Origin of the sequence: Burkholderia sp. MSMB2157WGS, from assembly GCF_001532755.1 — a bacterium.
Lineage (GTDB): Bacteria > Pseudomonadota > Gammaproteobacteria > Burkholderiales > Burkholderiaceae > Burkholderia.
This window is the reverse complement of record NZ_LPJG01000017.1, coordinates 107,597-133,768: the sequence shown is the minus strand read 5'-3', so window position 1 is coordinate 133,768 and position 26,172 is coordinate 107,597. Positions and strand designations below refer to the sequence as shown.

29 protein-coding genes are annotated in these 26,172 nt (G+C 66.9%); 19 read left to right on the top strand and 10 right to left on the bottom strand.

All coding sequences use genetic code 11. The features are described from left to right. The first annotated feature begins 49 nt into the window (after nt 1–49). Together ispH and hpnH are read left to right on the top strand one after the other, a co-directional pair. Nucleotides 50–991: a 4-hydroxy-3-methylbut-2-enyl diphosphate reductase gene (gene ispH / locus WT53_RS11645; RefSeq protein WP_034205903.1), complete on the top strand. Its 942-nt coding sequence runs from the start codon at nt 50–52 to the stop codon at nt 989–991. Nucleotides 992–1,003: 12 nt separating this feature from the next. Continuing rightward, nucleotides 1,004–2,164 carry an adenosyl-hopene transferase HpnH gene (gene hpnH, locus WT53_RS11640; RefSeq protein WP_006480287.1) on the top strand — a complete coding sequence of 387 codons (1,161 nt, stop codon included), beginning with the start codon at nt 1,004–1,006 and terminating at the stop codon, nt 2,162–2,164. A gap of 150 nt (nt 2,165–2,314) precedes the next feature. Here the strand turns inward: hpnH and WT53_RS11635 are convergent, their stop codons facing one another. The 4 genes from WT53_RS11635 to WT53_RS33465 form a co-directional block, all read right to left on the bottom strand. Beyond that, entirely contained in the window at nt 2,315–2,575 is a 261-nt protein-coding gene (locus tag WT53_RS11635) for a hypothetical protein (RefSeq protein WP_006485063.1), read from the bottom strand. A gap of 169 nt (nt 2,576–2,744) precedes the next feature. Beyond that, a complete protein-coding gene (locus WT53_RS11630) occupies nt 2,745–3,224 on the bottom strand; it encodes a hypothetical protein (RefSeq protein ID WP_034205902.1) in 480 nt (159 codons plus the stop codon). A 223-nt stretch (nt 3,225–3,447) separates the two neighbouring features. Continuing rightward, complete coding sequence (locus WT53_RS11620) at nt 3,448–3,825, bottom strand: hypothetical protein (RefSeq protein ID WP_059780154.1); 378 nt, start codon at nt 3,823–3,825, stop codon at nt 3,448–3,450. A gap of 52 nt (nt 3,826–3,877) precedes the next feature. Then, nucleotides 3,878–4,048: a hypothetical protein gene (locus WT53_RS33465; protein ID WP_155294403.1), complete on the bottom strand. Its 171-nt coding sequence runs from the start codon at nt 4,046–4,048 to the stop codon at nt 3,878–3,880. Nucleotides 4,049–4,311: 263 nt separating this feature from the next. On the opposite strand from WT53_RS33465, the gene WT53_RS11615 reads away from it, so the two are divergent. Together WT53_RS11615 and WT53_RS11610 are read left to right on the top strand one after the other, a co-directional pair. Next, nucleotides 4,312–4,665 carry a DOPA 4,5-dioxygenase family protein gene (locus tag WT53_RS11615; protein WP_060259897.1) on the top strand — a complete coding sequence of 118 codons (354 nt, stop codon included), beginning with the start codon at nt 4,312–4,314 and terminating at the stop codon, nt 4,663–4,665. 147 nt (nt 4,666–4,812) lie between these two features. Beyond that, on the top strand, nt 4,813–5,247 hold the full coding sequence (locus WT53_RS11610; RefSeq protein ID WP_060259895.1) for a nuclear transport factor 2 family protein: 435 nt from the start codon (nt 4,813–4,815) through the stop codon (nt 5,245–5,247). A gap of 45 nt (nt 5,248–5,292) precedes the next feature. Here the strand turns inward: WT53_RS11610 and WT53_RS11605 are convergent, their stop codons facing one another. Further along, nucleotides 5,293–5,913, bottom strand: a complete 621-nt coding sequence (locus WT53_RS11605; protein ID WP_059499534.1) for a hemolysin III family protein — start codon at nt 5,911–5,913, stop codon at nt 5,293–5,295. Nucleotides 5,914–6,289: 376 nt separating this feature from the next. Between WT53_RS11605 and WT53_RS11600 the strand changes: the two genes are divergently transcribed. Both WT53_RS11600 and WT53_RS11595 read left to right on the top strand, forming a co-directional pair. Beyond that, entirely contained in the window at nt 6,290–7,171 is an 882-nt protein-coding gene (locus WT53_RS11600; protein ID WP_082727490.1) for an alpha/beta hydrolase, read from the top strand. Continuing rightward, entirely contained in the window at nt 7,168–7,554 is a 387-nt protein-coding gene (locus tag WT53_RS11595) for a RidA family protein (RefSeq protein WP_060199923.1), read from the top strand. The genes WT53_RS11600 and WT53_RS11595 overlap by 4 nt, the downstream gene beginning before the upstream one ends. A gap of 23 nt (nt 7,555–7,577) precedes the next feature. Here WT53_RS11595 and WT53_RS11590 read toward each other — a convergent pair whose 3' ends face one another. Then, nucleotides 7,578–8,246 (bottom strand): FCD domain-containing protein, encoded by a 669-nt coding sequence (locus WT53_RS11590; RefSeq protein WP_257127831.1) that lies wholly within the window; start codon nt 8,244–8,246, stop codon nt 7,578–7,580. A gap of 455 nt (nt 8,247–8,701) precedes the next feature. Here WT53_RS11590 and WT53_RS11585 point away from each other — a divergent pair, with 455 nt between their 5' ends. The 5 genes from WT53_RS11585 (at nt 8,702) to WT53_RS11565 (ending at nt 14,952) form a co-directional block, all read left to right on the top strand. Next, a complete protein-coding gene (locus WT53_RS11585; protein ID WP_179949011.1) occupies nt 8,702–9,775 on the top strand; it encodes a porin in 1,074 nt (357 codons plus the stop codon). A gap of 11 nt (nt 9,776–9,786) precedes the next feature. Continuing rightward, on the top strand, nt 9,787–11,091 hold the full coding sequence (locus WT53_RS11580; RefSeq protein ID WP_060259883.1) for an MFS transporter: 1,305 nt from the start codon (nt 9,787–9,789) through the stop codon (nt 11,089–11,091). A gap of 24 nt (nt 11,092–11,115) precedes the next feature. After that, a complete protein-coding gene (locus WT53_RS11575; protein ID WP_060259880.1) occupies nt 11,116–12,519 on the top strand; it encodes an FAD-binding oxidoreductase in 1,404 nt (467 codons plus the stop codon). A 30-nt stretch (nt 12,520–12,549) separates the two neighbouring features. Then, nucleotides 12,550–13,515 carry an NAD(P)-dependent oxidoreductase gene (locus tag WT53_RS11570; RefSeq protein ID WP_060259877.1) on the top strand — a complete coding sequence of 322 codons (966 nt, stop codon included), beginning with the start codon at nt 12,550–12,552 and terminating at the stop codon, nt 13,513–13,515. Nucleotides 13,516–13,608: 93 nt separating this feature from the next. Then, entirely contained in the window at nt 13,609–14,952 is a 1,344-nt protein-coding gene (locus tag WT53_RS11565) for an MFS transporter (RefSeq protein WP_082727488.1), read from the top strand. Between the two features lie 183 nt (nt 14,953–15,135). Here WT53_RS11565 and WT53_RS11560 read toward each other — a convergent pair whose 3' ends face one another. Continuing rightward, a complete protein-coding gene (locus tag WT53_RS11560; protein ID WP_011881067.1) occupies nt 15,136–15,342 on the bottom strand; it encodes a YbdD/YjiX family protein in 207 nt (68 codons plus the stop codon). Nucleotides 15,343–15,354: 12 nt separating this feature from the next. Then, on the bottom strand, nt 15,355–17,433 hold the full coding sequence (locus tag WT53_RS11555) for a carbon starvation CstA family protein (RefSeq protein ID WP_060259874.1): 2,079 nt from the start codon (nt 17,431–17,433) through the stop codon (nt 15,355–15,357). A gap of 269 nt (nt 17,434–17,702) precedes the next feature. Here WT53_RS11555 and dapF point away from each other — a divergent pair, with 269 nt between their 5' ends. The 8 genes from dapF to WT53_RS11515 all read left to right on the top strand — a co-directional run bounded on the left by dapF (nt 17,703) and on the right by WT53_RS11515 (nt 23,933). Beyond that, nucleotides 17,703–18,512, top strand: a complete 810-nt coding sequence (dapF, locus tag WT53_RS11550; protein WP_060259871.1) for a diaminopimelate epimerase — start codon at nt 17,703–17,705, stop codon at nt 18,510–18,512. Beyond that, on the top strand, nt 18,509–19,396 hold the full coding sequence (locus WT53_RS11545; RefSeq protein WP_034205894.1) for an RNA polymerase sigma-70 factor: 888 nt from the start codon (nt 18,509–18,511) through the stop codon (nt 19,394–19,396). The genes dapF and WT53_RS11545 overlap by 4 nt, the downstream gene beginning before the upstream one ends. Nucleotides 19,397–19,575: 179 nt before the next feature. Further along, on the top strand, nt 19,576–20,055 hold the full coding sequence (locus WT53_RS11540) for a carboxymuconolactone decarboxylase family protein (protein WP_060259868.1): 480 nt from the start codon (nt 19,576–19,578) through the stop codon (nt 20,053–20,055). A gap of 63 nt (nt 20,056–20,118) precedes the next feature. Further along, a complete protein-coding gene (locus WT53_RS11535) occupies nt 20,119–20,523 on the top strand; it encodes a cupin domain-containing protein (protein ID WP_060259864.1) in 405 nt (134 codons plus the stop codon). 110 nt (nt 20,524–20,633) lie between these two features. Next, nucleotides 20,634–21,638 (top strand): LysR family transcriptional regulator, encoded by a 1,005-nt coding sequence (locus WT53_RS11530; protein ID WP_060259861.1) that lies wholly within the window; start codon nt 20,634–20,636, stop codon nt 21,636–21,638. 205 nt (nt 21,639–21,843) lie between these two features. Next, nucleotides 21,844–22,599: an SDR family oxidoreductase gene (locus WT53_RS11525; protein WP_060259858.1), complete on the top strand. Its 756-nt coding sequence runs from the start codon at nt 21,844–21,846 to the stop codon at nt 22,597–22,599. A gap of 25 nt (nt 22,600–22,624) precedes the next feature. Continuing rightward, complete coding sequence (locus WT53_RS11520) at nt 22,625–23,140, top strand: Ohr family peroxiredoxin (protein WP_060259855.1); 516 nt, start codon at nt 22,625–22,627, stop codon at nt 23,138–23,140. 40 nt (nt 23,141–23,180) lie between these two features. Next, on the top strand, nt 23,181–23,933 hold the full coding sequence (locus WT53_RS11515; RefSeq protein WP_060259852.1) for an SDR family NAD(P)-dependent oxidoreductase: 753 nt from the start codon (nt 23,181–23,183) through the stop codon (nt 23,931–23,933). A 56-nt stretch (nt 23,934–23,989) separates the two neighbouring features. On the opposite strand, the gene WT53_RS11510 is transcribed toward WT53_RS11515, so the two are convergent. Together WT53_RS11510 and WT53_RS11505 are read right to left on the bottom strand one after the other, a co-directional pair. Then, nucleotides 23,990–24,418, bottom strand: coding sequence for a PRC-barrel domain-containing protein (locus WT53_RS11510; protein ID WP_034205887.1), 429 nt, complete (start codon nt 24,416–24,418; stop codon nt 23,990–23,992). Nucleotides 24,419–24,835: 417 nt separating this feature from the next. Then, a complete protein-coding gene (locus WT53_RS11505) occupies nt 24,836–25,966 on the bottom strand; it encodes a 3-deoxy-7-phosphoheptulonate synthase (protein ID WP_060259849.1) in 1,131 nt (376 codons plus the stop codon). Nucleotides 25,967–26,172: the final 206 nt, after the last annotated feature.

The following is a 26,172-nucleotide window of genomic DNA, read 5'->3' as shown; positions in this document are numbered from 1 at the left end:
GTGTGCCAGCGCCTCGACCCCGGCGTCTGTCGTCGGAGTTCGCTCACTTATGCGAGTCATCCTTGCCCAGCCCCGCGGCTTCTGTGCGGGGGTTGTCCGTGCGATCGAGATCGTCGATCGCGCGCTGCAACAGCACGGTGCGCCGGTCTATGTGCGTCACGAGATCGTGCATAACCGGCATGTCGTCGAAAATCTGCGTAATAAAGGGGCACGATTCGTTGAGGAACTCGACGAGGTGCCGCACGGCGCCGTCGCGATCTTCAGCGCGCACGGTGTCGCCCAGACGGTCGAGCACGACGCGCAAGCGCGCGGGCTCGACGTGCTCGACGCGACCTGCCCGCTCGTCACGAAAGTGCACGTGCAGGGCCGCCAGTACGTCGCGGCGGGCCGCCGGCTGATCCTGATCGGCCACGCGGGCCACCCGGAAGTCGAGGGCACGATCGGCCAGATTCCGGCCGAGGTGATCCTCGTGCAGAGCGAAGCCGAAGTCGATACGCTGACGCTGCCCGTCGATACGCCGGTCGCGTACATCACGCAGACCACGCTGTCGGTCGACGACACGCGCGGCATCATCGAAGCGCTGCAGCGCCGGTTCACCGACCTCGTCGGCCCGGACACGCGCGACATCTGCTATGCCACGCAGAATCGCCAGGCCGCCGTGCGCGAGCTGAGCGAACAGGTTGACGTGCTGCTCGTCGTCGGTGCGACGAACAGCTCGAACTCGAACCGCCTGCGCGAGATCGGCACCGAAAGCGGTGTGCCGAGCTATCTCGTCGCCGACGGCTCGGAAGTGAAGCCCGAATGGTTCGCGGGCGTGCAGACGGTCGGCCTGACCGCCGGTGCGTCGGCGCCCGAGGAAATGGTCGAGGATGTAATCGGCGCGCTGCGCGCGCTGGGGCCCGTCGATGTCGCGACGATGGCGGGCCGTGAAGAAAAAGTCGAATTCAAGTTGCCGGCGAAGCTCACGCAAGCTGTCGCCCGCGAAGTTTAAGGAGGACATCCCTTGTCTATTCCGCTGCTCCAGCAAGTCCGTGTCGGCGCCTACATCGTGCGCCAGCACCTGTCCGGCAACAAACGCTATCCGCTCGCGCTGATGCTCGAGCCGCTGTTCCGCTGCAACCTCGCGTGCAACGGCTGCGGCAAGATCGACTATCCGGATCCGATCCTGAACCAGCGCCTGTCCGTCGAGGAATGCCTGCAGGCCGTCGACGAGTGCGGCGCGCCCGTCGTGTCGATCGCCGGCGGCGAGCCGCTGCTCCACAAGGAGATGCCGGAAATCGTCAAGGGCATCATGAAGCGCAAGAAGTTCGTGTACCTGTGCACGAACGCGCTCCTGATGGAAAAGAAGATGGACGACTACCAGCCGAGCCCGTATTTCGTCTGGTCGGTCCACCTCGACGGCGACAAGGACATGCACGACCATTCCGTGTCGCAGGAAGGCGTGTACGACAAGGCGGTCGCGGCGATCAAGGAAGCGAAGCGCCGCGGCTTCCGCGTGAACATCAACTGCACGCTGTTCAACGATGCGATCCCCGAGCGCGTCGCGAAGTTCTTCGACACGCTGGGCCCGATCGGCGTCGACGGCATTACCGTGTCGCCGGGCTATGCATACGAGCGCGCGCCGGATCAGCAGCACTTCCTGAACCGCGACAAGACGAAGAACCTGTTCCGCGAAATCCTGAAGCGCGGCGAAGGCGGCAAGCGCTGGTCGTTCAGCCAGTCGTCGCTGTTCCTCGACTTCCTGGCCGGCAACCAGACGTACAAGTGCACGCCGTGGGGCAACCCGGCGCGTACGGTGTTCGGCTGGCAGAAGCCGTGCTATCTGGTCGGCGAAGGTTACGTGAAGACCTTCAAGGAACTGATGGAAACGACCGAGTGGGACAACTACGGCGTCGGCAACTACGAGAAGTGCGCGGACTGCATGGTCCACTGCGGCTTCGAGGCCACGGCCGTGATGGACACGATCTCCAACCCGCTGAAGGCGCTGCGCGTGAGCCGCAAGGGCATCAAGACCGACGGCCCGTTCGCACCGGACATCTCGATCGCGAAGCAGCGTCCGGCCGAGTACGTGTTCTCGCGCCACGTCGAGATCAAGCTCGAGGAAATCCAGCGCGCCGGCAAGGGCAAGCTGCAGAAGCCGGCGAAGTCGGCGACGGCCGCTTAAGCGCGCCGCGCCGTGCGAAGGTTCGCGCCTTCGCAGCGGCCACGCATCGAAAAGCGCCACGGAGTTCGCTCCGTGGCGCTTTTTGTTTTGACGGACGCCGAGTGACGCATTGCGCTTGCGCGGCCGCGTGCGGCGGCTGCCGTCGATTGCCTAGCTTCGCGACTCCGCCGCGGCGATCAGTTGCCACGCGGTCGGCCCCGGATCGAGCAGCGGGTCGGACGGCGGATCGAGATCGTGCGGATGCGCCTCCTCGGACGGCAACGTCTGCGCTTTCGCAATACCGATCTCGTCGCCGCACACGGTGCATCGATAGATGCCCGCCACCGTCACCTTGCTGCCCGGCGGCAGGTTCTCGCTGAATGCGCGGCCACTTCCGCACGTGAAGTAGCCGCCGCTCCTGTATAGCGCCATCGCTCCTCCTGACTGAAACGAATGCGTTCGCGTCGACACGCACGTTCGTCGCCAACGCGAGGATGGATCGTCGTCGCCCGGCTCGCCGGGGTTCCAGTCATGTCATTAGACGGCGCGCGGCCGCGCGAAGGAATCAGACGCGTATGAAACACGGCCCGCGGGCCGCCACTCAATGCAGAACGGCCGGTTCCCGCATCTTCGCCGCGGCCTGCGCGACCAGCCCCGGCTGTTCGGCCGTAGCGAACGTGCAGACATGACGCCACAGCTCCGCCAGCCGATGCCGCGTGAGCGTCGCGACGCATGCGTCGTTCGCGGCGAGCACGCGTTCGAGCACCGCGCATTCGTCGTCGTGCAGCGTCCACGCACCGCTTTGCGCGGCGCGCGCCACGCTCGCGTCCAGCGCGCGCTCCGCGTCGACGCACAGGTCGACGGTCGCATCGGGACAGACCGCATCGTCGAGCGCGAGGAACACCAGATACACGCTCGTGCGCAGCCGCATCAGCAACGTTTCGCTACCGTGCTCGCCGCGCAGCGCGACCAACGCCATGTGGCATTTCAGCGAGATGTCGCGTGCATGCGCGGGCGGCAGCGGCAGCAGCCATTCGCGCGTCAACGGCGGATGGCGACGGCCTTTTCGGGCAGCCTTCATGATTCGCCCTCGCGCGCGGACGCGCCGCCCTCCGCCGACCCGCGCCACGCGCTGCGGCACGCGACGGCGCCGCGGCTCGCGTCGCGCAGGGTGCTCGCCCGGCGTCGCACGTCGTGCACATCGGCGCGCCGTCGCGTCGCGCACGCTTGCGGCAGCTTGCGTATCGCCGACGCACGCAACACGCCGCACCATCGGTCGGGGCATGCCATGTTCGTCTCCTGCGTCAAAACGTGTTCTCGCCCTTCAGGTAGTACGCAGTTTTCACGAAGAACGCCTTCACCGGATGGCCGCTCTGCGCGTCGCGGGCCGCCCGCGCTTCCATCGCGGCCTTTTCGTCGCGCCACCGGTCGGGCATCGGGTTGTTCACGCGCTCGAGCGCCCGCTGCATCGCGAGCGGATAGTTCTGGTTGCCGACCGTCGTCGCGCGATAGCCGGCACGCGTCATCTGCATCAGTTGCACGTCGGTTTCGGCACGTGCCGCCGACCAGGTCAACGGCGCGGCATGCGGCGTGTCGCCGGCGCCGATCGACTGCGCGAAGCCGACGGCCGGCAGCGCAGCGAGTGCGCAGGAAAGAACGGTAACGGGAACGAGGGATCGCATAGTGGCCTCCAGATGGTTGTCCCCGCATCGATCCATCATCGATGCGTTGAAATCATCGTATGTCGGGGCGCATGTCGCTTGAATAGCCGAATCCGCAATTGTTATTTTCAGCCGCGCATTCGGCGTGCGGACGGCGTCGCTCGCGAATCCCGTCGAAATGGAATTTCTTTATTTCATTCAATGATCTGATCGGATCTTTACCGGCGATTCGGCGGGTGCTCATTCCGCTCTTTCGATTTCGGAAATGACGTGTTGCCGGTGCGATTCCGGCCGGCGCGCCTGCCCGCAAGGCTGCGGCGTGCTATCGCGCACGCGGATACCGCGGAGACGACCTCATCGGATCAGCCGATTCTTCGATATAGGACAAATCATCTGCATCGGCTTGCAGGATCGAGACACGACGCAATCGGCAAGGACGCGCGATAATCACGCATCGGCCGTTTCGCACGGCATCTCCGGCATTTCCCTTTTTAATCGAGTCTCTCCATGGCCGCCCTCGACACTACCGCCATCGACAGCTGGCACGCGCACGTCTATTTCGATGCGGCGAGCCGCGACGCGGCCTGGGCGTTTCGCCAGGTCGTCGACGCGCGGTTCGGCGCGGCCATCGAACTCGGCCGCTTTCACGAACGCCTCGTCGGCCCGCATCCGGCCTGGTCGTACCAGATCGCGTTCAGCGCCGCGCGATTCGACGACATCGTGCCGTGGCTCGTGCTGAACCACGGCGCGCTCGACATCTTCCTGCATCCGAATACCGGCGACGACCTGCGCGATCATCGCGATTGCGCGGTGTGGATCGGCAAGTCGCACGAGCTGAACCTCGGCGCGCTGGGCGGCTGACGTCCGGACCGATCTGCGACGCGAGGGACTTGCGGGCGGCACGATCGTGTCCGGCACATGCGGCATCCACGTTTCGGCCCGCGCTGAAACGTCCGGCGGCATCGCGCCGATACAGTGGTTCCGTTATCCACGCGTGCCGCCACCGCCATGACCCTCGCCGACCACACCGATGCGCACCGCATTCATCAGAACTGGCACGCCGCCGTCGTCGCGCGCGATCTCGACGCGCTGATGTCGCTCTACGCGGACGACGCGATACTCGAAACGCCGCTGATCGTCGTCGCGCTGCCCGGCCACGGCTCCGGCATGCTGCGCGGCAAGCCCGCAATCGGCGAATTCTTCGCGGCCGGCCTGCGCGATCCGGGAAACCGGCTCGGACGCTGGTACCGCACCGGCGTGTTCTTTTCGAACGGACGGCAACTGACGTGGGAATATCCGCGCGAAACGCCGGAAGGCGATCAAGTGGATCTCGTCGAGGTGATGGATCTGCGCGACGGGTTGATCGCGCATCATCGCGTGTACTGGGGATGGGTCGGGTTCAACGTGCTGCGCGGCGCAGCATCGACAGCCGAGCGCGCATGACCGCCGCCGCGCCGAAGCGCTCGCCCATGCGGCACCGCGCGCTGCTCACGCGACATACATCGCGACGCTGACGAACTGGCACAGGCTGCCGGCCAGCACGAACAGATGCCAGATGCCGTGCCCGTGGCGAATGCGTTCGTCGTTGATGAAGAAGTAGATCCCCGCGCTGTAGATCACGCCGCCGGCCACGAGCCATGCGGTGCCGATCGGCGGCAGCGCATGGATCAGCGGCCGCACGGCGACGAGCGCGAGCCAGCCCATCAGCACGTACAGGATCATCGACAGCAGGCGCGTGCGACGCCCGAGCGTGAGTTCCTGCACGATGCCGAACACGGCGAGCCCCCAGCTCACGCCGAACAGCGACCAGCCCCACGGGCCGCGCAGCGTAACCAGCGTGAACGGCGTGTAGCTGCCGGCGATCAGCAGGTAGATCGCCGAATGGTCGCATTTCTGCAGGATCGCCTTCAGGCGCGGGTTGCGCACGCTGTGATACGCCGTCGAGATCGCGTAGAGCAGGATCAGCATCGCGCCGTACACGCTGAAGCTCACCACCTTGTACGGATCGCCTTCGAGCGCGCCCATCGTCACGAGCGCGACGAGACCTGCCACCGACAGCACCGCGCCGACGAGATGGGAAATGCTGTTGAAACGCTCACCGACATGCACGACCAGGTTCTCCTGCACGGTTGATCGGAACAAAGGACTGCCATGATACCGGTGCGCGCGCGATACCGTGACGCGGGCATGCACGCAACCTGCCGACGCGCAATAACGCCATCATCCGCGGGCCGGCGCCGTTCCCTTCGACGCATTCGATGCGAATCTCCCGCGCCCGGCTGCATGCGCTTCCCCCTTCGCTCCGTTCCGCTTCGCGCCTCACGTCGCCGACTCGACGACCGCCTTCCCGACACGCGCGGCCGATCGCGATTACGATCGGGTCGACCGATAATTTACAAATTCCATCACATCGAACATATACTTCGCTTTATATTTCCTGACTCGACCCGCCGCCGACCGCGGCGAAAGACCCTGCCGCACCCAGATGAGCACACCCTCCGCGTTGTCCGCCGACGCGCAGCCGCCGCTGCCGTCCCAAGCCGCGATCGATTACGAGCGGACCGTCCTGAGCTGGTCGACCGACATCCCGCCGGACGTCGTCGTGACCCGCGATCTGCGCTACGGTCCCGATCCGCAGCACCGCTACGACGTGTTCAGTACCGATCGCCTGAAGAACGCGCCGATCCTGGTGTTCTGGCACGGCGGCGGCTGGACGAACGGGTATAAGGAATACGTATCGTTTCTTGCATCCGCCGTGGTCCGTATCGGCATGGTGCTGGTCGCGCCGACTTACCGGCTCGCGCCGCGGCATCGACTGCCGGCCGCGTTCGACGATGCCGCGGCGTTGCTCGCCCATCTGGCCGGCCCGGCGCATGGATGGGGCGGCAATCCCGACCGCCTGTATCTGGCAGGACATTCGGCGGGAGGCGCGATCGCCGCGATGGCGGCATTGCGCACGCCCGCGCTGCGGGCCGCCGGCGGATCGCCGGCCGCCGTGCGGGCCTGCCTGCCGATCAGCGGCGTGATGGATCTGTGTCATCCGAGCCCGTTGCCCGGCAGCCTGGAAGAACGCGTCTATACGATGCTGCTCGATCGCCCCGACAGCGACGCCGCGATGAGCGCATTGTGCTGGGCGGCAACGTCCGCCGTGCCGATGGTGCTGAGCTACGGGCAAAACGACAGCGAACGCGTGATCCGCTCGAACCGGCGCATGCATGCGCTGCTCGCGCACGCCGATCCGCGCGGCCTGCTTCGCTGCGACGAGCATCCCGGCGAAGATCATTTTCAGACGCATACCGCATTGCGCGATCCATCGCATCCATGGTTCGCAACGCTTGGCCGTCTGGTCGAGGAGACGTCGAAATGAAACAAGCCGTGGACATCGGATTGCCGCAGCCGGCGCAGCCGTTCTCATGGGCGATCAAGGCCGCGGGCCTGCTCTTCACCGCGCACGGGCCGGTGCGCAGCGACGGTTCGCTCGAGACCGGCGATATCGCCACGCAAGCGCGCATCACGTTTCGGAATCTGAAGGCCGCGGCCGAAGCCGCCGGTGCGGATCTGTCGTGCGTTGCGCAAGTGCTGATCACGCTGCTAGATGTCGACGACGTGCCGGTCGTCGACCGTGTCTATCGGGAATTCTTCACGCCACCGTATCCGAACCGGTCGACGGTAATCGCCGGCGCGCTGGTGGCGCCGGCCATGCGGATCGAAATCGTCGCGTATGTCGCGTTGCCGCCCGCCCGCGCGTAGTCGGGCGGCGCGGCGCGCGGCCGTCAGTCGCCGAAGCGCTTCAGCAGTGCTTCGACGGTGCCCATCAGGTGCTGCCGCAGCAGCTCCAGCGCCTTCGCGGTGTTGCGGTCCAGCACCGCTTCCATCAAATCCCTGTGTTCCTTCAGCACGTCGTCGGCGAGTTTTTTCGTGGACCGTGGGTAGGCCAGCCGGATTCGTCGATAGCGTTCCGAATGATCGACGAGTTGCTCGTCCATCCGCAGCAGCCATGTCGACGTTGCCGCCGCCACCAGCGAGAAATGAAACCGGCGGTGCGCAGCTTCCCATAGCTCGATCGCGGTGACGTCCGACGCGTCGGTAGGCAAACGCGCCTTCGTGAGCTTGTAATACGCGGCCGTGATGTCGGCACCCCAATCGTCGTCACCCTGCGCGATCGAATCTGCGAGCAACTGCTGCTCGATCGCGATGCGCGCGCTCGTCAGGTCGAGCAGATCGGCCCTGGACAACGGCGCGACGCTGAAGCCGCGCTGACCTTCATTGGTCACGAGCTCGTCGCCGCACAACAGCATCAGCGCCTCGCGGATCGGGCTGACGCCGAGTTCGTAGCGCGTCTGCAGCGATTGCAGCCGCAACTTTTCGCCCGGCGCCAGACGTCCCGCGATGATGTCCGCACGAAGCAGCTTGTAAGCCTTCTCCGAAATGGTCTGCGACACCGCGGAATCGGTGGACGGCGCGTGACGTGAAGCGCGGGTAGGCGACGAGATCATGGGCGTGCGTGAAGCGTCGGATTGAGGACGGGGAGGAATTGCGTTACGCGAAATCTTATACCACCCGGCCAGCTTTATAAATTCCGCGTACCGCTACAACACTGTGTCGGCACGCGCATGCGCTTGTACCTATAGGCCGCCTGAACGGCAAGGACGGATGCGCGCGCCGATGCCCCGCACGCTCCGTCGCCGCCTGCGCCGCACCCGGTACGCGCGCACGGCCGGCGCTAGGGTATACACAGAGTTTCTTTGATCGGCAAAAATTTATAATTTCTCACGTTCAATGCACGAAACGTTGTTCCGCATATGAAACGCGATCGTGCATGCCGTCGACGCGATGCCGATACGGCGAACAGCGTCGTACGCGTTCGGCACGCGCCCCACGAACGGACGGGAAATCAATGAATCGAGCGGCAATCAACGTGGTCGGCATCGCGGCAATCGCGTGCGCGGTATGCGTAACGGCCCGCGCACAGAGCCGGGACGACGCGATCGACTTCTACGGCATCGTGGACGTCGGCATCGTGCACGAGTCCGGCGCCGCGGCAGGCGCGGTCACGCGACAAACCGGCGGCGTCATGAGCGGATCCCGCTGGGGCCTGCGCGGCCGGAAAAACCTCGGCGGCGGGCTGTCCGCGATATTCACGCTCGAGGGCGGCTTCCTGACCCATAGCGGCGCGGCCGGGCAAGGCGGTCTGCTGTTCGGACGCCAGGCGTACGTCGGCGTCGACTCCACTCGATTCGGACGACTCACGTTCGGCCGCCAGTACACGACGCTCGCGATCGCGCAGGTGACGATGGATCCGTTCGGCACCGGGCTCGCCGGCACGTCGGCGAACCTGATTTCGGCGGGTGGGCACGGCGGCAGCAACCGGATGAACAACGCAATCAAATACGCGCTGCCGAAAACGCCCGGCCGGCCGTATGGCGAGATGTCGTACAGCGTCGGCGGCGTGCCCGGATCGATCGTCGCGAACAGCCAGTTCGGCGCATCGCTCGGCTACAGCACGGGCAAGCTCGACACGATCGTCGCGTATGCCGACGCCAGGAATGCCGACGGCCGCGGGGACGATGCGCGCGAAGTGTTTTTCGGCGCCAAATACGACTTCGACGTCGTGACCGCCTACCTGAACTACGTGCTCAACCGCGGCGCGATCGTGCCGGGCACCGTCAATCACCGGTCGCAAGACTTCCTGGTCGGCACGAGCGTTCGCGTCGGCACCGACTACGTGCTCGCGTCGTGCATCTACAAGGACGACCGCACGGCCGCCCGCAACGACGCGCGGCAATTCGCGCTCGGCTACGTGCACAACCTGTCGAAACGCACGAGCCTGTACGCGTCGTACGCGTACATCTGGAACCGCGCATCGAACACCGAGACGTCGGGCTTCTACCGCGTATGGAACGCGGCCGACGTCGGCAACCCCGCGGCAGGCAATTCCGCATTCAACGTCGGCATCAACCACCGCTTCTAGAAGGAACCGTCATGCTCCCCGATCTGGAAAACACTGTCGTCAGGAAAGTCACCCGAAGGCTGGTGCCGCTGCTGTTCGCCATCTATTTCGTCAATTTCCTGGACCGCGTGAACATCGGTTTCGCCGCGCTGCAGATGAACGACGAGCTGGGGCTGAAGCCGGCGATGTACGGTCTCGCGGCGGGCATCTTCTATGCGGGCTACATCCTGTTCGAAATTCCGAGCAACCTGCTTCTGCAACGCTTCGGCGGCCGCACGTGGCTCGCGCGGATCATCGTCACGTGGGGCGTGATCTCGATCGCGCAGGCCGCGATCACCACCCCGCACCATCTGTACGGCATTCGCTTTCTGCTCGGCATCGCCGAAGCCGGCTTCTTTCCGGGGCTGATCTATTACCTGACCTGCTGGTATCCGCAAGCGCACCGCGCGAAGGCGATCGGGAAAGTCTATTCGGCCAACACGATCGCCGTGATCGTCGGCGCGCCGCTGTCCGGATTGCTGATGTCGTCGATGCACGGGCTCGGCGGACTGTCCGGATGGAAATGGATGTTCATCGTCGAAGGCATTCCGGCCGTCGTGCTCGGCATCGCGGCGTTCCTTTACCTGACCGATGCACCTTCGAAAGCGACGTGGTTGTCCGACGCGGAACGCACGTGGTTGACGGAAAAAATGAAGCGCGAAGACCGCGCCGCCGCAAACGTCGGCACGTCGGAATTGCTGCCGGCGCTGACGAGCCCGATCGTGTGGCTGCTGGGCCTGCTTTATTTCTCGCTCGGAATCGGCTTCAACGGCATCACGATGTGGCTGCCGCAGTTGATCAAGCAGTTGTCCGGGCTGTCGATCGCCGCGATCGGCCTCGTCAGCGCGATCCCGTTCGTCGTCGGCACCGCGGCGATGCTCGTCAACGCGAAGCATTCGGACAAAACGCGGGAGCGCAGATGGCATCTGGCCGTCCCGCTGGCCGTCGGCGCGATCGGGATGATCGCGAGCGCCGCGTCGTGGTCGCACCCGGTCGTCGCGTTCGTGTTCCTGTGCATCGCGACCGCCGGGCTGATGGGCGGCCTCAGCGTGTTCTGGTCGATTCCGTCGGCGTTTCTCAGCGGCGCGGCCGCAGCGGGCGGCCTCGCGCTCGTCAACACGATCGGCAGCGTGTCCGGACTGTCCGCGCCTTATCTGATCGGCCTCATCCGCGACCGGACCGCGGATTTTTCGTCGCCGATCTATTTCATGGCTTCCGGTATCGCAGTCGCCGCCGTCCTGGCAGCGGTGCTGCCGTTCCCGGATCGGTTCGAACCGGCCCGCGCGTCGGTTCATTGACGCGTTTTCAGAAGGAGATCAACGATGAGCAATTCGAATGCCGCGCAATTGCGCGCCGCGTTGTCCGGCGTCCTCGACGAAGCGGGCTTCATCGACGGCCGCGAAGCCGGAGCGCGCTACTGCGAGGACTTCAGCGGCGGTCGCGGCGAACCGGTCGCGGTCCTGCGGCCCAAAACGCCGGCCGACGTCGCCGCGGTCATGAAGATTCTCCACGCGCTGAACCAGCCCGTCGTGGTTCAAGGCGGGATGACCGGCCTCGTCGGCGCGTGCGTGCCGCAGCCCGGCGAAGCGGTGATGTCGCTCGAGCGGCTGAACCGGATCGAGGAGATCGATGCGGTCGGCTGCACGATGGTGGTTCAGGCCGGCGTCTGCCTGGAATCCGTTCACGCGGCCGCGGCCGCGAGCAACCTGCTGTTCCCGGTCGACATCGGCAGCCGCGGCTCGTGTCAGATCGGCGGAATGATCGCGACCAACGCCGGCGGAAACCGCGTGCTGCGTTACGGGATGATGCGCAACGCGGTGCTCGGGCTCGAGGCCGTGCTGGCCGACGGCACCGTGATCTCGCGGATGGGCAAGGTGCTCAAGGACAACGCCGGCTACGACCTGAAGCATCTGTTCATCGGCAGCGAAGGCACGCTGGGCGTCGTGACGCGCGCGGTGCTGTCGCTGCAGCCGCTGCCGGCGTCGCGCCGCACGGCACTCGTGTCGGTGAACGGCTTCGGCGAAGTGATCGCACTGCTGCAAGCATGCCGCCGACGGCTCGGCGCGTCGCTGACCAGCTTCGAAGTGATGTGGCGTGACTATTACGACACCGTCACGCAGGAACTGAAGATCGGCAAGCCGGCGTTCGCGCGTCCGGGCTCTCATCTGATCGTCGTCGAAACGATGGGCGCGCAGCCCGACGACGACGATGCGCCGTTGACCGACGTGCTCGGCGACTTTCTCGAAGCCTCCGACGGAGCGGACGCGATCATCGCGTGCTCGCTCGCCGAGGCCGACGCATTGTGGGCGCTGCGCGAGGCGTCCGGCGAAGCCGCGAACGCGATCGCACCGTGGGCCAGCTTCGACGTCAGCCTGCCGATTGCCGACATGGAACGGTGGGTGATCGACATTCATGCGCAGTTGCGCGCGCTCGGCACGGTCCGGATGCAGACCTACGGCCACCTCGGCGACGGCAACCTGCATCTGGTGGCCGGCGGCACACCGGACGACGCCGGCTTCGCGGCACGCGTGTCGCCGTGCGTGCATCGCTCGGTCGGCGCGCTCGGCGGCTCGGTGTCCGGCGAGCACGGGATCGGATTGTCGAAGAAGCCGTATCTGCGCGACAGCCGCTCCGCCGACGAAGTCGCGCTGATGGCCGCACTGAAGAAAACGCTGGATCCGAAGTCGCTGTTGAATCGCAGCCGCGTCGTCGATATCCCGGCATAGGAATCGCAACCATTTCTTCGAGTACACGACATGACCATCCTGATCACCGGAGCCGGCCTGATCGGCCGCCTCACCGCAGCGCGCCTGCACGCGCAACACGAATCCGTCGTCCTCGCAGACGTGCGGATGCCGGACGAAAGCACACGCCGGAACCTTCACGTCGTGCCGTGCGACGTCACCGATTTCGACGCGCTATCGGCGCTGATCGATCGCCATCGCGTGCGCGCGATCGTGCACACGGCCGCGCTGCTGTCGACCGCGATTCGCCGCGATCCGCTCGCGGGCATCAAGGTCAACACGCTCGGCACCGCGAACGTGCTGGAAGCCGCACGGCGACATCGGCTCGACCGGATCGTCATCGCCAGCTCGACGACGGTCGCGTATACGGCGTTCGGCACGTTACCGGCCGACCCGATCGCCGAGGACTTCGTCAGCCACAGCGTCAGCGAAGCGCCGGCGAGTCTCTATGCGGCGACGAAGGTCGCCGGCGAGCACCTCGCGCTCGCGTATGCGTCGCTGTACGGGCTGAGCGTCGTCGTGCTCCGCTACGGCGCCGTGCTCGGCACCGGGCCGGAAGCGGCGACGAGCGTGCCCGGGCGGCTGCTGCACTGCCTGCTCGATGCCGGACGGCGCGGCGTTCCGGCCGAGCTCGACGATCCGGTGCTGTTGTGGAACGGGCGCGAAGAGTTCGTCGACGCACGCGACTGCGCCGACGCGAACGTCGCCGCACTACGCGCCACAGCGCCGACGCAGCGCGTTTACAACGTCGCGACCGGCGCATGGTGGACGGTCGAAGCATTCGTCGACGTCGTGCGCGCGCAGCTTCCGGCGCTGAGTATCGGCGCCATGCGGCTTCCGGACGGCGGCTTTGCCGGTTTCCCGCACCGCCGCCCGGCGCCGTCGGATGTGCGCGCGGCACAACGCGAACTGGGATTCACCGCAGCGTGCTCGCTGGCCGATTCGGTTGCGCATTTCGCGCGCGACGCCGGCCGGTGATCGATCCGCGGCGCCGCGGCACGCGGACGAACCGGCAGCGGCAGGGCGACGCAAAGCGCCGCCGGTCGCCCCCTCTCCGAAACGAGGAACCCGATGACGCATTCCCAACTTGATGCACTCGCATCGAGCGGCAGTCGAGAACACGACGTCGAACACGCGACGATCCGGCAAGTGACGCGGCGGCTGGTTCCGCTCGTTTTCGTCGCGTGGTTCGTCAACTATCTGGACCGCGCGAACATCGGCTTCGCCGCGCTGCAGATGAACCAGGAGCTCGGTCTGGGCCCGGAGATGTTCGGCTTCGCGGCCGGCATCTTCTATCTCGGCTACATCGGCTTCGAGGTACCGAGCAACATGATCATGCATCGCGTCGGCGCGCGGAGATGGCTCGCGCGCATCATGGTCACGTGGGGCATCGTGTCGGCCGCGACCGCGTTCGTGCAGACCCCCGAACAGCTGTACGCGGCGCGCCTGCTGCTCGGCGTCGCGGAGGCCGGCTTCTTTCCGGCCGTGCTGTACTACCTCGCGACCTGGTATCCGAAGCAGCATCTCGGGCGCGCGATCGGCCAAGTCTATTCGGCCAACATCTGTTCGCTGATCTTCGGCGGCCCGCTGTCGACGCTGCTGATCGCGCACTTCCATCAGTCGGCCGGCTTTTCCGGCTGGCGGTGGATGATGTTGCTCGAAGGGTTGCCGGCCTTCGCGCTGGGCGTGCTCGCATGGTTCGTACTCGTCGACCGGCCGGCCGACGCGAAATGGCTGGACGCCGCGCAACGCGACTGGCTGACGTCCACGCTCGCGCGCGAACAAGCCGCGGCCGCGCAAACCGGCACCGCGCGCTTCCGCGACGCGATGCTGTCGCCGCTCGTCTGGCTGATGGGCTTGCTTTACTTCTGCATCGGCATCGGCTTTTTCGGCATTTCGACGTGGCTGCCGCAGGTCATTCGGCAGATGAGCCGGCTGTCGATCGTCGAGATCGGCGTCGTCAGCGCGATTCCGTTCGTGCTCGGCGCAATCTCGATGCTCGCCAACGCGCGGCATTCCGATCGCCGGATGGAACGTCGATGGCATCTTGCCGGCGCGTTGATCGTCGGCACGATCGGCCTCGCCGGCAGCGGTCTGACGTCCGGATCGCCGCTGCTGTCGTTCGTGTGCATTTGCATTGCCGCCGCGGGCATCGTCGGCTCGCTGAGCGTGTTCTGGACGATTCCGCCGACGTTTCTCGCGGGCGCGGGCGCAGCCGGCGGGATGGCGCTGATCAACTCGATCAGCGGGCTCGCCGGCTTCTTTTCGCCGTGGCTCGTGGGCGTGGCGCGCACCCGCTCGCCGGATTTTTCGCTCGCGCTGTACTGTCTGGCCGCAGGCGTCGCAGTCGCCGCACTGCTGGCCATCGTCGCGCCGTACGACGCGCGGCGCTCGCGGCACGCGGCGCCCCATTGATGCCCGCATCGGCCCGGCACGCGGCTCGCCGAGCCGAGCACGCTGCGTACGATCCATTCGCGATCGTTCGAATCGCTCCCGCGCGCGCTTTGACGAATCCGGGATGCATTCCGCGCCGCCACGAAAAAAAAGCGCCATGACCTATGTCATGGCGCTTTTGCATCGACCGCGCGTATCACGCGCTCAACAACACTTCCCCGCCCCCGACCCGTACCGCGCATTCTGACGCTCGCGGAAGAATTCCTCGTACGTCATCGGCTCGCGGTCCGGATGGGTGTCGCGCATGTGCGCGACGTAGGTGTCGTAGTCGGGCAGGCCGACCATCAGCCGCAACGCCTGCCCGAGGTAACGCCCCGCGCTGCGCAGGTCGCTGCCAAGATCGGTGAACATCGCGGCCTCCCGTTATCGTCCGCTGCCGAGCGCCTGCGCGGCCGGCATCGCTTCGTACGGCGTCTCGCGCACGGTCGGCTTCGCTTCACGGCGCGCGCGCAGCACGGCGATCAGCCCGTACACCGCGATGCTGACCACGACGAAGATGAACAGCCCGGCCAGCGCCGCATCGATGTAGTCGTTGAAGATGATGCGCTTCATCTGCGCGATCGACTTCGCCGGCGCGAGCACCTTGCCTTCGTCTACCGCGGCCTGCAGCTTCGCGGCGTGCGCGAGGAAGCTGACCTTCGGGTTCGCGTCGAAAATCTTCTGCCAGCCGGCCGTCAGCGTGCAGATCAGCAGCCATGCGGTCGGCACGATCGTCACCCACGCATAGCGCTCGCGCTTCATCTTGAACAGCACGACGGTGCCGAGCACCAGCGCGATCGCGGCGAGCATCTGGTTCGAGATGCCGAACAGCGGCCACAGCGTGTTGATGCCGCCGAGCGGATCGACCACGCCCTGGTACAGGAAGTAGCCCCACGCGGCCACGCACAGCGCGGTGGCGACGAGGTTCGCCGGCAGCGATTCGGTGCGCTTGAGCGCCGGGTGGAACGTGCCGAGCAGATCCTGCAGCATGAAGCGGCCCGCACGCGTACCCGCATCGACCGCCGTCAGGATGAACAGCGCCTCGAACAGGATCGCGAAGTGATACCAGAACGCCATCATCGCTTCGCCGCCGATCACCTGGTGCAGGATGTGCGCCATGCCGACGGCCAGCGTCGGCGCGCCGCCCGCGCGCGCGATGATCGTCGTTTCGCCGACGGCCTTCGCGGTCTCCGTGAGCATGTCGGGCGTCAGCACGAAGCCCCATTGCGTGACGGTGTTCGCGACGGCTTCCGGCGTCGAGCCGAGCACGGCGGCCGGTGCGTTCATCGCGAAGTAGATGCCCGGCTCGATCACGCACGCGGCCACCAGCGCCATGATCGCGACGAACGATTCCATCAGCATCGCGCCATAACCGATGAAGCGCGCGTTGGTTTCGTTGTCGATCAGCTTCGGCGTCGTGCCCGACGAGATCAGCGCGTGGAAGCCCGACACCGCGCCGCACGCGATCGTGATGAACAGGAACGGGAACAGGTTGCCCGACCACACGGGGCCGGTGCCGTCGACGAACTTCGTCAGCGCGGGCATCTTCAGTTCCGGTGCGACGACCAGGATGCCGATCGCAAGGCCGAGGATCGTGCCGATCTTCAGGAACGTCGACAGGTAGTCGCGCGGCGCGAGCAGCAGCCACACCGGCAGCACCGACGCGACGAAGCCGTAGCCGATCAGGATCCACGTGAGCTGCGTGCCGCTGAACGTGAACCACGCGGCGAGGGTCGGCGAATCGTGCACGTGCTGACCGAACGCGATCGACGCCATCAGCAGCACGAAGCCGATGATCGACACTTCGCCGATGCGGCCCGGACGGATGAAGCGCGTATAGACGCCCATGAACAGCGCGATCGGAATCGTCGCGGCGACGGTGAACGTACCCCACGGCGAATTGGTCAGCGCCTTCACGACGATCAGCGCGAGCACCGCGAGGATGATCACCATGATCAGGAACGCGCCGAACAGCGCGATCACGCCGGGCACCGTGCCGAGCTCCATCTTGACGAGGTCGCCGAGCGAGCGGCCGTCGCGGCGCGTCGAGATGAACAGCACGATGAAGTCCTGCACCGCGCCGGCGAACACGACGCCGGCCAGGATCCACAGCATGCCGGGCGTGTAGCCCATCTGCGCGGCGAGCACGGGGCCGACCAGCGGCCCGGCGCCGGCGATCGCGGCGAAGTGATGGCCGAACAGCACGTACTTGTTGGTCGGCACGTAGTCGAGGCCGTCGTTGTACTTGACCGCCGGCGTCATCCGCAGCCCGTCGAGCTGCATGACCTTGCTGGCGATGAAACGGCTGTAGAAGCGATACGCGATCAGATACACGCAGACTGCGGCGATCACGATCCAGAGGGCACTGACGCGCTCGCCGTGTGCAAGCGCGATCGTGCCGAATGCGAACGCGCCGAGCAGCGCGACCGCGATCCAGAGCAGGGTACTGGAAGCCCGATTCATGGCGTCTCCTGGTCTCCAATGTGTTTTTGAGTGGATGCGGCGAGAGGCCGAACCCGCGTGACGTCGATGCGTCGTGCCGCGGCCTCGCAGAGACCGCGGCGATGGGCCGTAGTATTCCGCGCGACGGGGGCCCCTTACAAGCGGATAACTACGTATGAGGATCTACGTAGAATTACGTAGATGCGTGGCGCCTGCATGCCGTCAGGCCGCGATTGCCCGCGACCGGCGAGCCACGTACAGTATTTGCCTGCCTCCATTCCGGAACCGCCATGCCGATCGGATTTCAGAAGATGAACGCGAATGGCGATGACTTCGTCATCGTCGACCTGCGCGGCCGGGAACACGATCCGGCGCAACGCATCGATCGCGACCTCGTGCGGCGCATGGGCGATCGGCGTCGCGGCATCGGCTTCAACCAGCTCGCGGCGATCTCGAACGACGACGACGCAGCCGCGCGCGTCGCGTTCTGGAATCCCGACGGCTCGGCGCTCGATACCTGCGGCAGCGCGACGCGCGGCGTCGCATGGAAGCTGATGCGGGAAACCGGCGCGGCGTCGGTCGTGCTGCGCACGAATCGCGGGCGCCTGCACTGTGCGCAGGGGGCGGATGGGCTGATCGAGGTCGAAATGGGCGCGCCGCGGCTCGGCTGGCAGGACGTGCCGCTCTCGGAAGCCGTCGACACGCTCGCGCTGCCGCTGCCCGGTGCACCGGCCGCCTGCAGCATGGGCAATCCGCACTGCACGTTCTTCGTCGACGACGTCGCTGCGCTCGACATCGAAGCGCTCGGCCCGCCGATCGAAGCGCATCCGCTGTTTCCGCTGAAGACCAACGTCCATTTCGTGCAGGTCCTCAGCCGCACGCATGTCCGTCTACGTATCTGGGAACGCGGCGGCGGCGTGCCGCTCGGCTCCGGCTCGTGTTCGTGCGGTGCGGTGGTCAACGGCATCCGGCGCGGGCTGCTCGACGACACCGTGCGGGTGACGTGCGACAGCGGCGACGTCACCGTTCGATGGGACGGCGCAGGCAGCGCGTTCCTGAGCGGGCCGGTGACGTTCGGGTTCGACGGAGTGTGGCTGTGACGCCCGACGACGCACGAACTTTCCACGCGCTGCGCCCGCGCCTGCAGAAGATCGCGTACCGGATGCTCGGTTCCGTCGCGGATGCCGAGGACATCGTGCAGGACGTGTGGCTGCGCTGGCACGACGCGGCGCGCGACAGCATCGAGAACGCCGAGGCGTGGCTCGTCGCGGTCACGACGCGGACGTCGATCGATCGCCTGCGCGCGGCGAAGCTCCGGCGCGAGCACTATACGGGTATCTGGCTGCCCGAACCGGAGCTCGGCGAATCGCCCGCGACGCCCGAGGAAATGACGGAGCGCGCGAACGACGTGTCGGTGGCGTACCTGCTGTTGCTCGAACGGCTGACGCCGGAAGCGCGCGCGGCGTTCCTGCTGCATGAAATCTTCGAGTTCGACTACGACCGGATCGCCGACGCGATCGGCAAGACCGAAGCCGCGTGCCGGCAGCTCGTCAGCCGGGCCCGGGCGCGGCTGCGCGACGATACCCTGCCGCGGCATGCGGTGCCGCACGAAACGCATCGCCGGCTGCTGCAGACGTTCACGCAGGCGCTGGCACGAGGCGACTTCCCGTCGATCCAGGCGCTGCTCGCCGAAGATGCGATGCTGATCGGCGACGGCGGCGGTCACGTCCAGAGCTTCCCGAAACCGATGGTCGGCGGCCGGCGCATCGCCCAACTGTTCTATGCGACGTGGTTGCGCTGCGGCAGCGGTGTCGAGATGCGGCCGGTCGTGCTCAACGGCCAGTGGGCGCTGCTGCGCTTCATCGACGGGCGGCTCGAAGCGGCGATGGCGTTCGAGACCGACGGTACGCGCATCGGCCGGATTCTCGTGCAGCGCAACCCCGACAAGCTCGCCCGGATCGCGGCTGCCTGCGCCGCCGGCTGACGCGTGCATCGCGCGCCGGCCGCGGTCGAGCGCGGATTGGTGCAGCGCGCGCAACACGATGCGTCCCCGTGCGTGGCTACCGCCCGCCGGCGCACACTCCTAAGATGATTTCGCGCGGCGCCCAGCCGCCCACGACACCCGCGCAGCGCGGGCCAGCCTCTTCGTCGCCAGGAGAAATCATGACGCAGCGTATCAACTACATTCAACAGTCGCCCGAGCTGTTCAAGAAATTCCTCGAACTCAGCAATCAGCTGCGCAACAGCGCGATCGAGGAATCGATCCGGGATCTCGTGTCGCTCCGCGCATCCCAGATCAACGGCTGCGCGTTTTGCGTCGACATGCACGTAAAGGAAGCGCGCATCCACGGCGAGCGTGAGTTGCGCCTGCATCATCTGGCGACATGGCGCGAATCGACGCTCTTCTCGCCGCGCGAGCGGGCCGCGCTCGCATGGACCGAAGTCCTGACGAAACTGCCCGAGCACGGCGTGCCGGACGACCTTTACGATCGCGTGCGCGGCCAGTTCTCCGAGAAGGAATTGTCGGACCTGACCTTCGAAGTGATGGCGATCAACGGCTGGAACCGCGCGAACGTCGCGTTCCGGACCGTGCCGGGCTCGTCCGACAAGGCGTTCGGCCTCGACAAGGCGAATCTCGCCTGACGGCCGCCCGCCACCCTCCTTCGCTGCCGGCCGTCGGCCGGCGGCCCACCGGAAGCCACCACCATGATTCGCATGACACACGTGATCGCGTCCGCGCTCGTCGTCGCGAGCGCCGCGACCGGCGCCGCTCGCGCGGCGCCCTCGGCCATCGTCACGCCGCTGATGACGAAGCCGCTCGACGCGTACCCGGGCAAGGAAGCGCTGATGATCTCGGTCGAGTATCCGCCCGGCGCGGTCGATCCCGTCCACCGCCACCACGCCGACGCGTTCGTCTATGTGGTCGAGGGTTCGATCGTGATGCAGGTGAAGGGCGGCGAGCCCGTCACGCTGAAGCCGGGCGACACCTTCTACGAGGGCCCGAACGACTTGCACACGGTCGGACGCAACGCGAGCCGGACCCGGCCCGCGAAGTTCATCGTGCTGCTGTTGAAGGACAAGGGCGCACCCGTGCTCGTGCCGGAAAAATAGCCGGCTCGCACGTCGCCCGCACCCTGTTTGAAAAAATGCGGCGGGCGGTGTCACAGGCAGCAGCGCTGAAACGTCTAGTCGCATACGGACACCACGATTCCAGCGCCTCCATGCCCGACACCTCCATTCGCCGCCCCGATGCCGACGATCCGTTCGCGCGCAGCTTCTCGACCTGCTATGCCGGCGTGGTCACCTTTCTGGCCGTCGTCACCGAAGGCAGCTTCGCGCGCGCCGCCGATCGCCTCGGCGTCGGCCGCTCGTCCGTCAGCCGCCACGTGCAACGGCTCGAGGACCGGCTCGACGCACGCCTGTTCCAGCGCACGACGCGCAGCGTGTCGCTGACGCGCGAAGGCGAGCTCTTCTACGAAAACTGCCGGCCCGGCATCGAGCATCTGGCGCAGGCGCTCGAGGACATGCGCGAGCTGCGCAGCGGGCCGCCGAGCGGGCACCTGCGCGTCGGCTCGACGCCGGGCTTCGGCCGCAAGGTCGTCGCGCCGCTGCTGCGCGATTTCCATGCGCGGTATCCGGACATCACGCTCGACCTGCTGCTGAACGACCGGCCGGCCGATTTCTCCGCCGACCGCATCGACGTCGCGTTTCGCGACGGCCGCATGGAGGACAGCGCGATCGTCGCGCGCCGGCTGATTCCGATGCAGATGATCGTCTGTGCGTCGCCGTCGTACGCGCACCGGCACGGCTTGCCGCGCCACGTCGACGATCTCGCCCGGCATCGCTGCATCAACCTGTGCACCGCGTCGGGCCGCGTGACGGAATGGGAATTCAGGATCGACGGACTGACGCAGCAGCGCCAGCTCGCCGCGCATCACACGTTCAACGACATCGACCTCGTCGTGCGCGCGGCGCTCGACGGGCTCGGCATCGCGCAACTGCCGGCGTATCAGGTGTGCGACCTGCTCGCCGACGGCCGGCTGGTGAGCTGTCTCGGCCAGCATGCGCCGGACGACGGCGGACACTACCTCTGCTACCTGAGCCGCAAGCACCTGCCCACGCGCATCCGCGTGTTCATCGACTACATGATCGAACAGACGCGTGCGCGCGACCTGCAGTGCCCGGCCACGATGACGACGATGGCGCCGCTGGAGACGATCGATTGATGCATTCGCAGCAACACGGTGAGGGCTTGCAGGCCTCTACCGGATCACGCGGCGCATGCCTACGATGCGGGCTGTTCGACACGCACGCGAGTACGGCGCTGCGCCGTTCGGCAAGATACCGGCCCGGTCGCGCGAGCGCGACGGTCGCCGGTTTCGGCAGGTTCAAGCGGCGTGCATGTCGCGCGCCCGTTCAAGGAGAGCAATCGTGAAAATCGTCGTGATTGGCGGTACCGGCCTCATCGGCAGCAAGGTCGTCAGGAACCTGGTCGCACGCGGCCACGACGCGGTGGCGGCCGCGCCGTCGACCGGCGTCGATACGATCACGGGCACGGGACTGGACGACGCGCTCGCCGGCGCGGAAGTCGTCGTCGATCTCGCGAATTCGCCGTCGTTCGAGGAAGCGGCCGTGAAGGCCTTCTTCGAGGCGTCGGGGCGCAACCTGTTCGCCGCGGAGCGCGCGGCCGGCGTGCGCCATCACGTCGCGCTGTCGGTGGTCGGCACCGACCGGCTGCAGCAGAGCGCGTATTTCCGCGGCAAGATCATTCAGGAAAACCTGATCCGCGATGCAGGCGTGCCGTACACGATCGTGCGCTCGACGCAGTTCTTCGAATTCGTCGGGGCGATCGCGCAGGCTGGCACGCAAGGCGACACGGTCCGGTTGACCACCGCGCACTTCCAGCCGATCGCATCGGACGACGTCGCGGCCGCCGTGACCGACTTCGCGCTCGACGCGCCGCGCAACGGCATCGCCGAGATCGGCGGCCCCGAGCGCGTGCGGATCGCGGATCTGGTCGAGCGTTTCCTGGCGGCCACGCACGACGCGCGGACGGTGACGCGCGATGCGGGCGCCGACTACTTCGGCGCGCTGCTGCAGGACGACACGCTCGTGCCGGCGCCCGGTGCACGCCTCGGCACGACGACCTTCGACGCATGGTCCCGGCAGAACGCGCTCGTGCGCTGAACGCCGCAGCCGGATCACCCACGCCATGACGCCGCTGCGCCCTCCGCCGCTGTCGCTGCTCGACCGGTATCGCGGACGGGAACCGCAGACGCTGTACTCGACGACGGTGACCGTCACGGGCGGGGCGGCCGAGCACGGCCGCGCATCGGGCGTCGCCCGTTCCGACGACGGACGCCTGGACATCGAGCTGCGCCTGCCGTCCGCGCTGGGCGGGCCCGGCGACGGTCCGAACCCGGAGCAGTTGTTCGCCGCCAGCTATGCGGCGTGCTTTCACGGCGCGCTGAGCCTGCTGGCTGCACGGGCGGGCGTGTCGATCGCCAGCGCATCGGTATCCGCATCGATCGACTTCTGTCGCGATCCGATGGACGGGCTGTTCATGCTGAACGCGAACATTCGCGTGCAGTTGCCGGGCGTCGAACGCGCGGTGGCGGAAGAACTCGTCCGCAATACGGAGCGTTTCTGTCCGTACACGAAGATGGCGCACGAGGGAATCAGCCACGTCGTGGCGCTCGCGCCGGCGGACGATGCGCCCGAACGCTAAACGGCACGCACATTCAACCCATCGTCTTCACGAGAAAGTCATGCAGTCATTCGACAACAAGGTGGTCCTCATTACCGGCGGCGGTGCCGGCATCGGGCTGGCAGCGGCCGTCGCGTTCGCACGCGAAGGCGCGCGCGTCGTCATCACGGGCCGCCGCGAAGATGCGCTGTCCGCAGCCGCGCGCAGCGCGCCGGGCATCGACTACGTGGTCGCGGATGCCGGCGATCCGGCCGACGCCGCGCGCACGATCGACGAAGCGGTCGCCCTGGCGGGGCGGCTCGACGTGCTGGTCAACAATGCGGGCGCGGGTGCAATCCTGCCGCTCGAGCAGGCTACCTTCGAAGCGATCAGTGCGATCTTCTCGGTCAATACGCTCGGACCGTCGATGCTCGCGACCGCCGCGTTGCCGCACCTGAAAGCAGCCCGCGGCAGCATCGTCAACGTGTCGAGCACGTTCGGACACAAGGCCGCGGCGCTGTTGTCGCACTATGCGGCGAGCAAGGCCGCGCTCGAGCATCTGACGCGCTGCTGGGCGCTCGAGCTCGCATCGGCGGGCGTACGCGTGAACGCCGTCGCGGCGGGTCCGACGGAAACGGATTTCCTGTCGGAACGGATGAAGCTGTCGGCACCCGAGATCGAAGCGATCAAGGCGCAGGAGCGCGCACGCATTCCGCTTGGCCGGCGCGGCGAGCCCACGGACGTCGCACACTGGATCGTGTCGCTCGCGTCGCCACAGGCGGCATGGATGACGGGGCAGGTGATCACGGTCGACGGCGGACTCGACGCAACCTGACCGTCGCGAGAACGCGCGGCACGCGACGGACGACGCGTGCCGCGCGAGGTGGCAGATCAGTGCTTTTCGTCGAGCTTCTTCGGCTTCGGCGGCGACGGCACCTTCGCGTACTGGAACGCCGGCGTGGCCTTCAGCGCCTCCTTGGTCGCACCGGGCAGATAGATGTTGCCGTTGCGCACGTCGAGCGACGCGATCGGCACCGCGACGTCGTGCGCGGCCACGCCGAGGAAGCCGCCGGCCGACACGATCGCGGCCGACACCGAGCCGTCCGGCGCGACGATCAGGTCGCGGACCTTGCCGACTTTCTGGTTCTCGTCGTTGTACACGGTCTTGCCGAGCACGCTCTTCTTCACGCTCCAGCCTTCGAGCAGCGCCTGCGATTGCTCGACGGTCACGCTGATCGGCTGCGCGCCCGCGATCTGCGCGTGCGCGCCGACGCTCGACGCGAGGACGGTTGCTGCGAGGAGGGTCTTGTAGAACTTCATATGCGTTGCACTCCGGTTCGGTTGTTGTGGATTCCGGGAACGAAGCGACACGGGTGCAACGGCCGATCGGTGAGCACCCCGCGGTTGGCCGCCCCGCGGACGGCCGCCCCGCGCTTCGTCAGTCGCGTGGCGGCCGACCGCGCCGCCACGGCGTGTGTGCGTGGCGGACCGACATGGCCGGGCCGCAGCGTGCAACACGGCGTTCATGGTAGCGGCAAACGACGGATCGTGCGTTCGGAGTGCGATGCAGCAGGTAGGGCGAACCGGATCGGGATCAAAGATCACGCAGAACAGACGGGCGCGCGGCACGAAAAAATGACGCCGCGGCCCGTCGATCAGGACAACCTCGCAGACGGCCACCCGATCTTCGCGGCGCGCCGAACGACGCGGTGGCCGGCACGCCGCCGCGCCGCTGCGTCACGCATTGCGCGAATACACCCTGCGATGCCGCACCGCCTCCGCCAGCACGTCGAGCACCGGCTCCGTCTGCGTCCAGCTCAGGCACGCATCGGTGATCGACACGCCGTACTGCAACGGCACGCCCGGCTTCAGATCCTGGCGGCCGGCCTCGAGATGGCTCTCCACCATCACGCCGACGATCCGGTGCTCGCCCTGCGACAGTTGCTGCGCGAGATCCTGCGCCACCTCGATCTGCCGCTCGTGCGACTTGTTCGAGTTCGCATGCGAGCAATCGACCATCACCTGCTCGCGCAGGCCGGCCTTGCGCAGCACCGCGCAGCTCGCTTCGACGTGCGCCGCATCGTAGTTCGGTCCGTTCTTGCCGCCGCGCAGGATCACGTGCGCATCGTCGTTGCCGCGCGTCTCGAAGATCGCGGCCATCCCCATCTTCGTCATCCCCATGAACGCATGGCTCGCGGCTGCGGCGACGATCGCGTCCGACGCGACCTGCACGCCGCCGTCGGTGCCGTTCTTGAAGCCGATCGGGCAGCTCAGCCCCGACGCGAGCTGGCGATGACTCTGGCTCTCGGTCGTGCGCGCGCCGATCGCGCCCCACGCGATCAGGTCGGCGATGTACTGCGGGCTCAGCAGATCGAGGAATTCGGTCGACGCCGGCAGGCCGAGCGCGTTGATGTCGAGCAGCAGTTGCCGCGCGGCGCGCAGCCCTTCGTTGATGCGGAAGCTGCCGTCGAGACGCGGATCGTTGATGTACCCCTTCCAGCCGACCGTCGTGCGCGGCTTCTCGAAGTAGACGCGCATCGTGATCAGCAGGTCGTCCTTCAATGCGTCGGCGGCGACCTTCAGGCGGCGCGCGTAATCGAGCGCCTGGTCGTGATCGTGGATCGAGCACGGGCCGACGACGAGCAGCAGCCGGTCGTCGCGGCCGTGCAGGATATCGCCGATCGCGCGGCGCGTATCCTCGACGAGCGTCTGCGTGGCGGCCGGCACCGGCAGTTCGTCGAGCAACAGCGCCGGGGAAATCAGCGGGCGCACGGCGCCGATGCGGACGTCGTCGATGCGCGTGGTGTCCTGCGTCGCGTCGGCGCTGCCTACCTCGCGATCGTGGGAAGGATTGTCGAGGTTCTGCATGGCGATTCTCCGGGGACGTCTATCTGGAATGATGGGCAGGCTCGATTATGGCACCCGGGAGAGGCGGCAGCCGACACGCCGGCTGAAGACGCGCTGCATGGCAGCGTCCACGACCTGTCGGAACAAGTTCGCACGGAACAGGGGTGGCGCGTCAACGCAGACTCGGCTCCACGCCCGAGACGGCCGCCGACGACATCGCGCTGAAG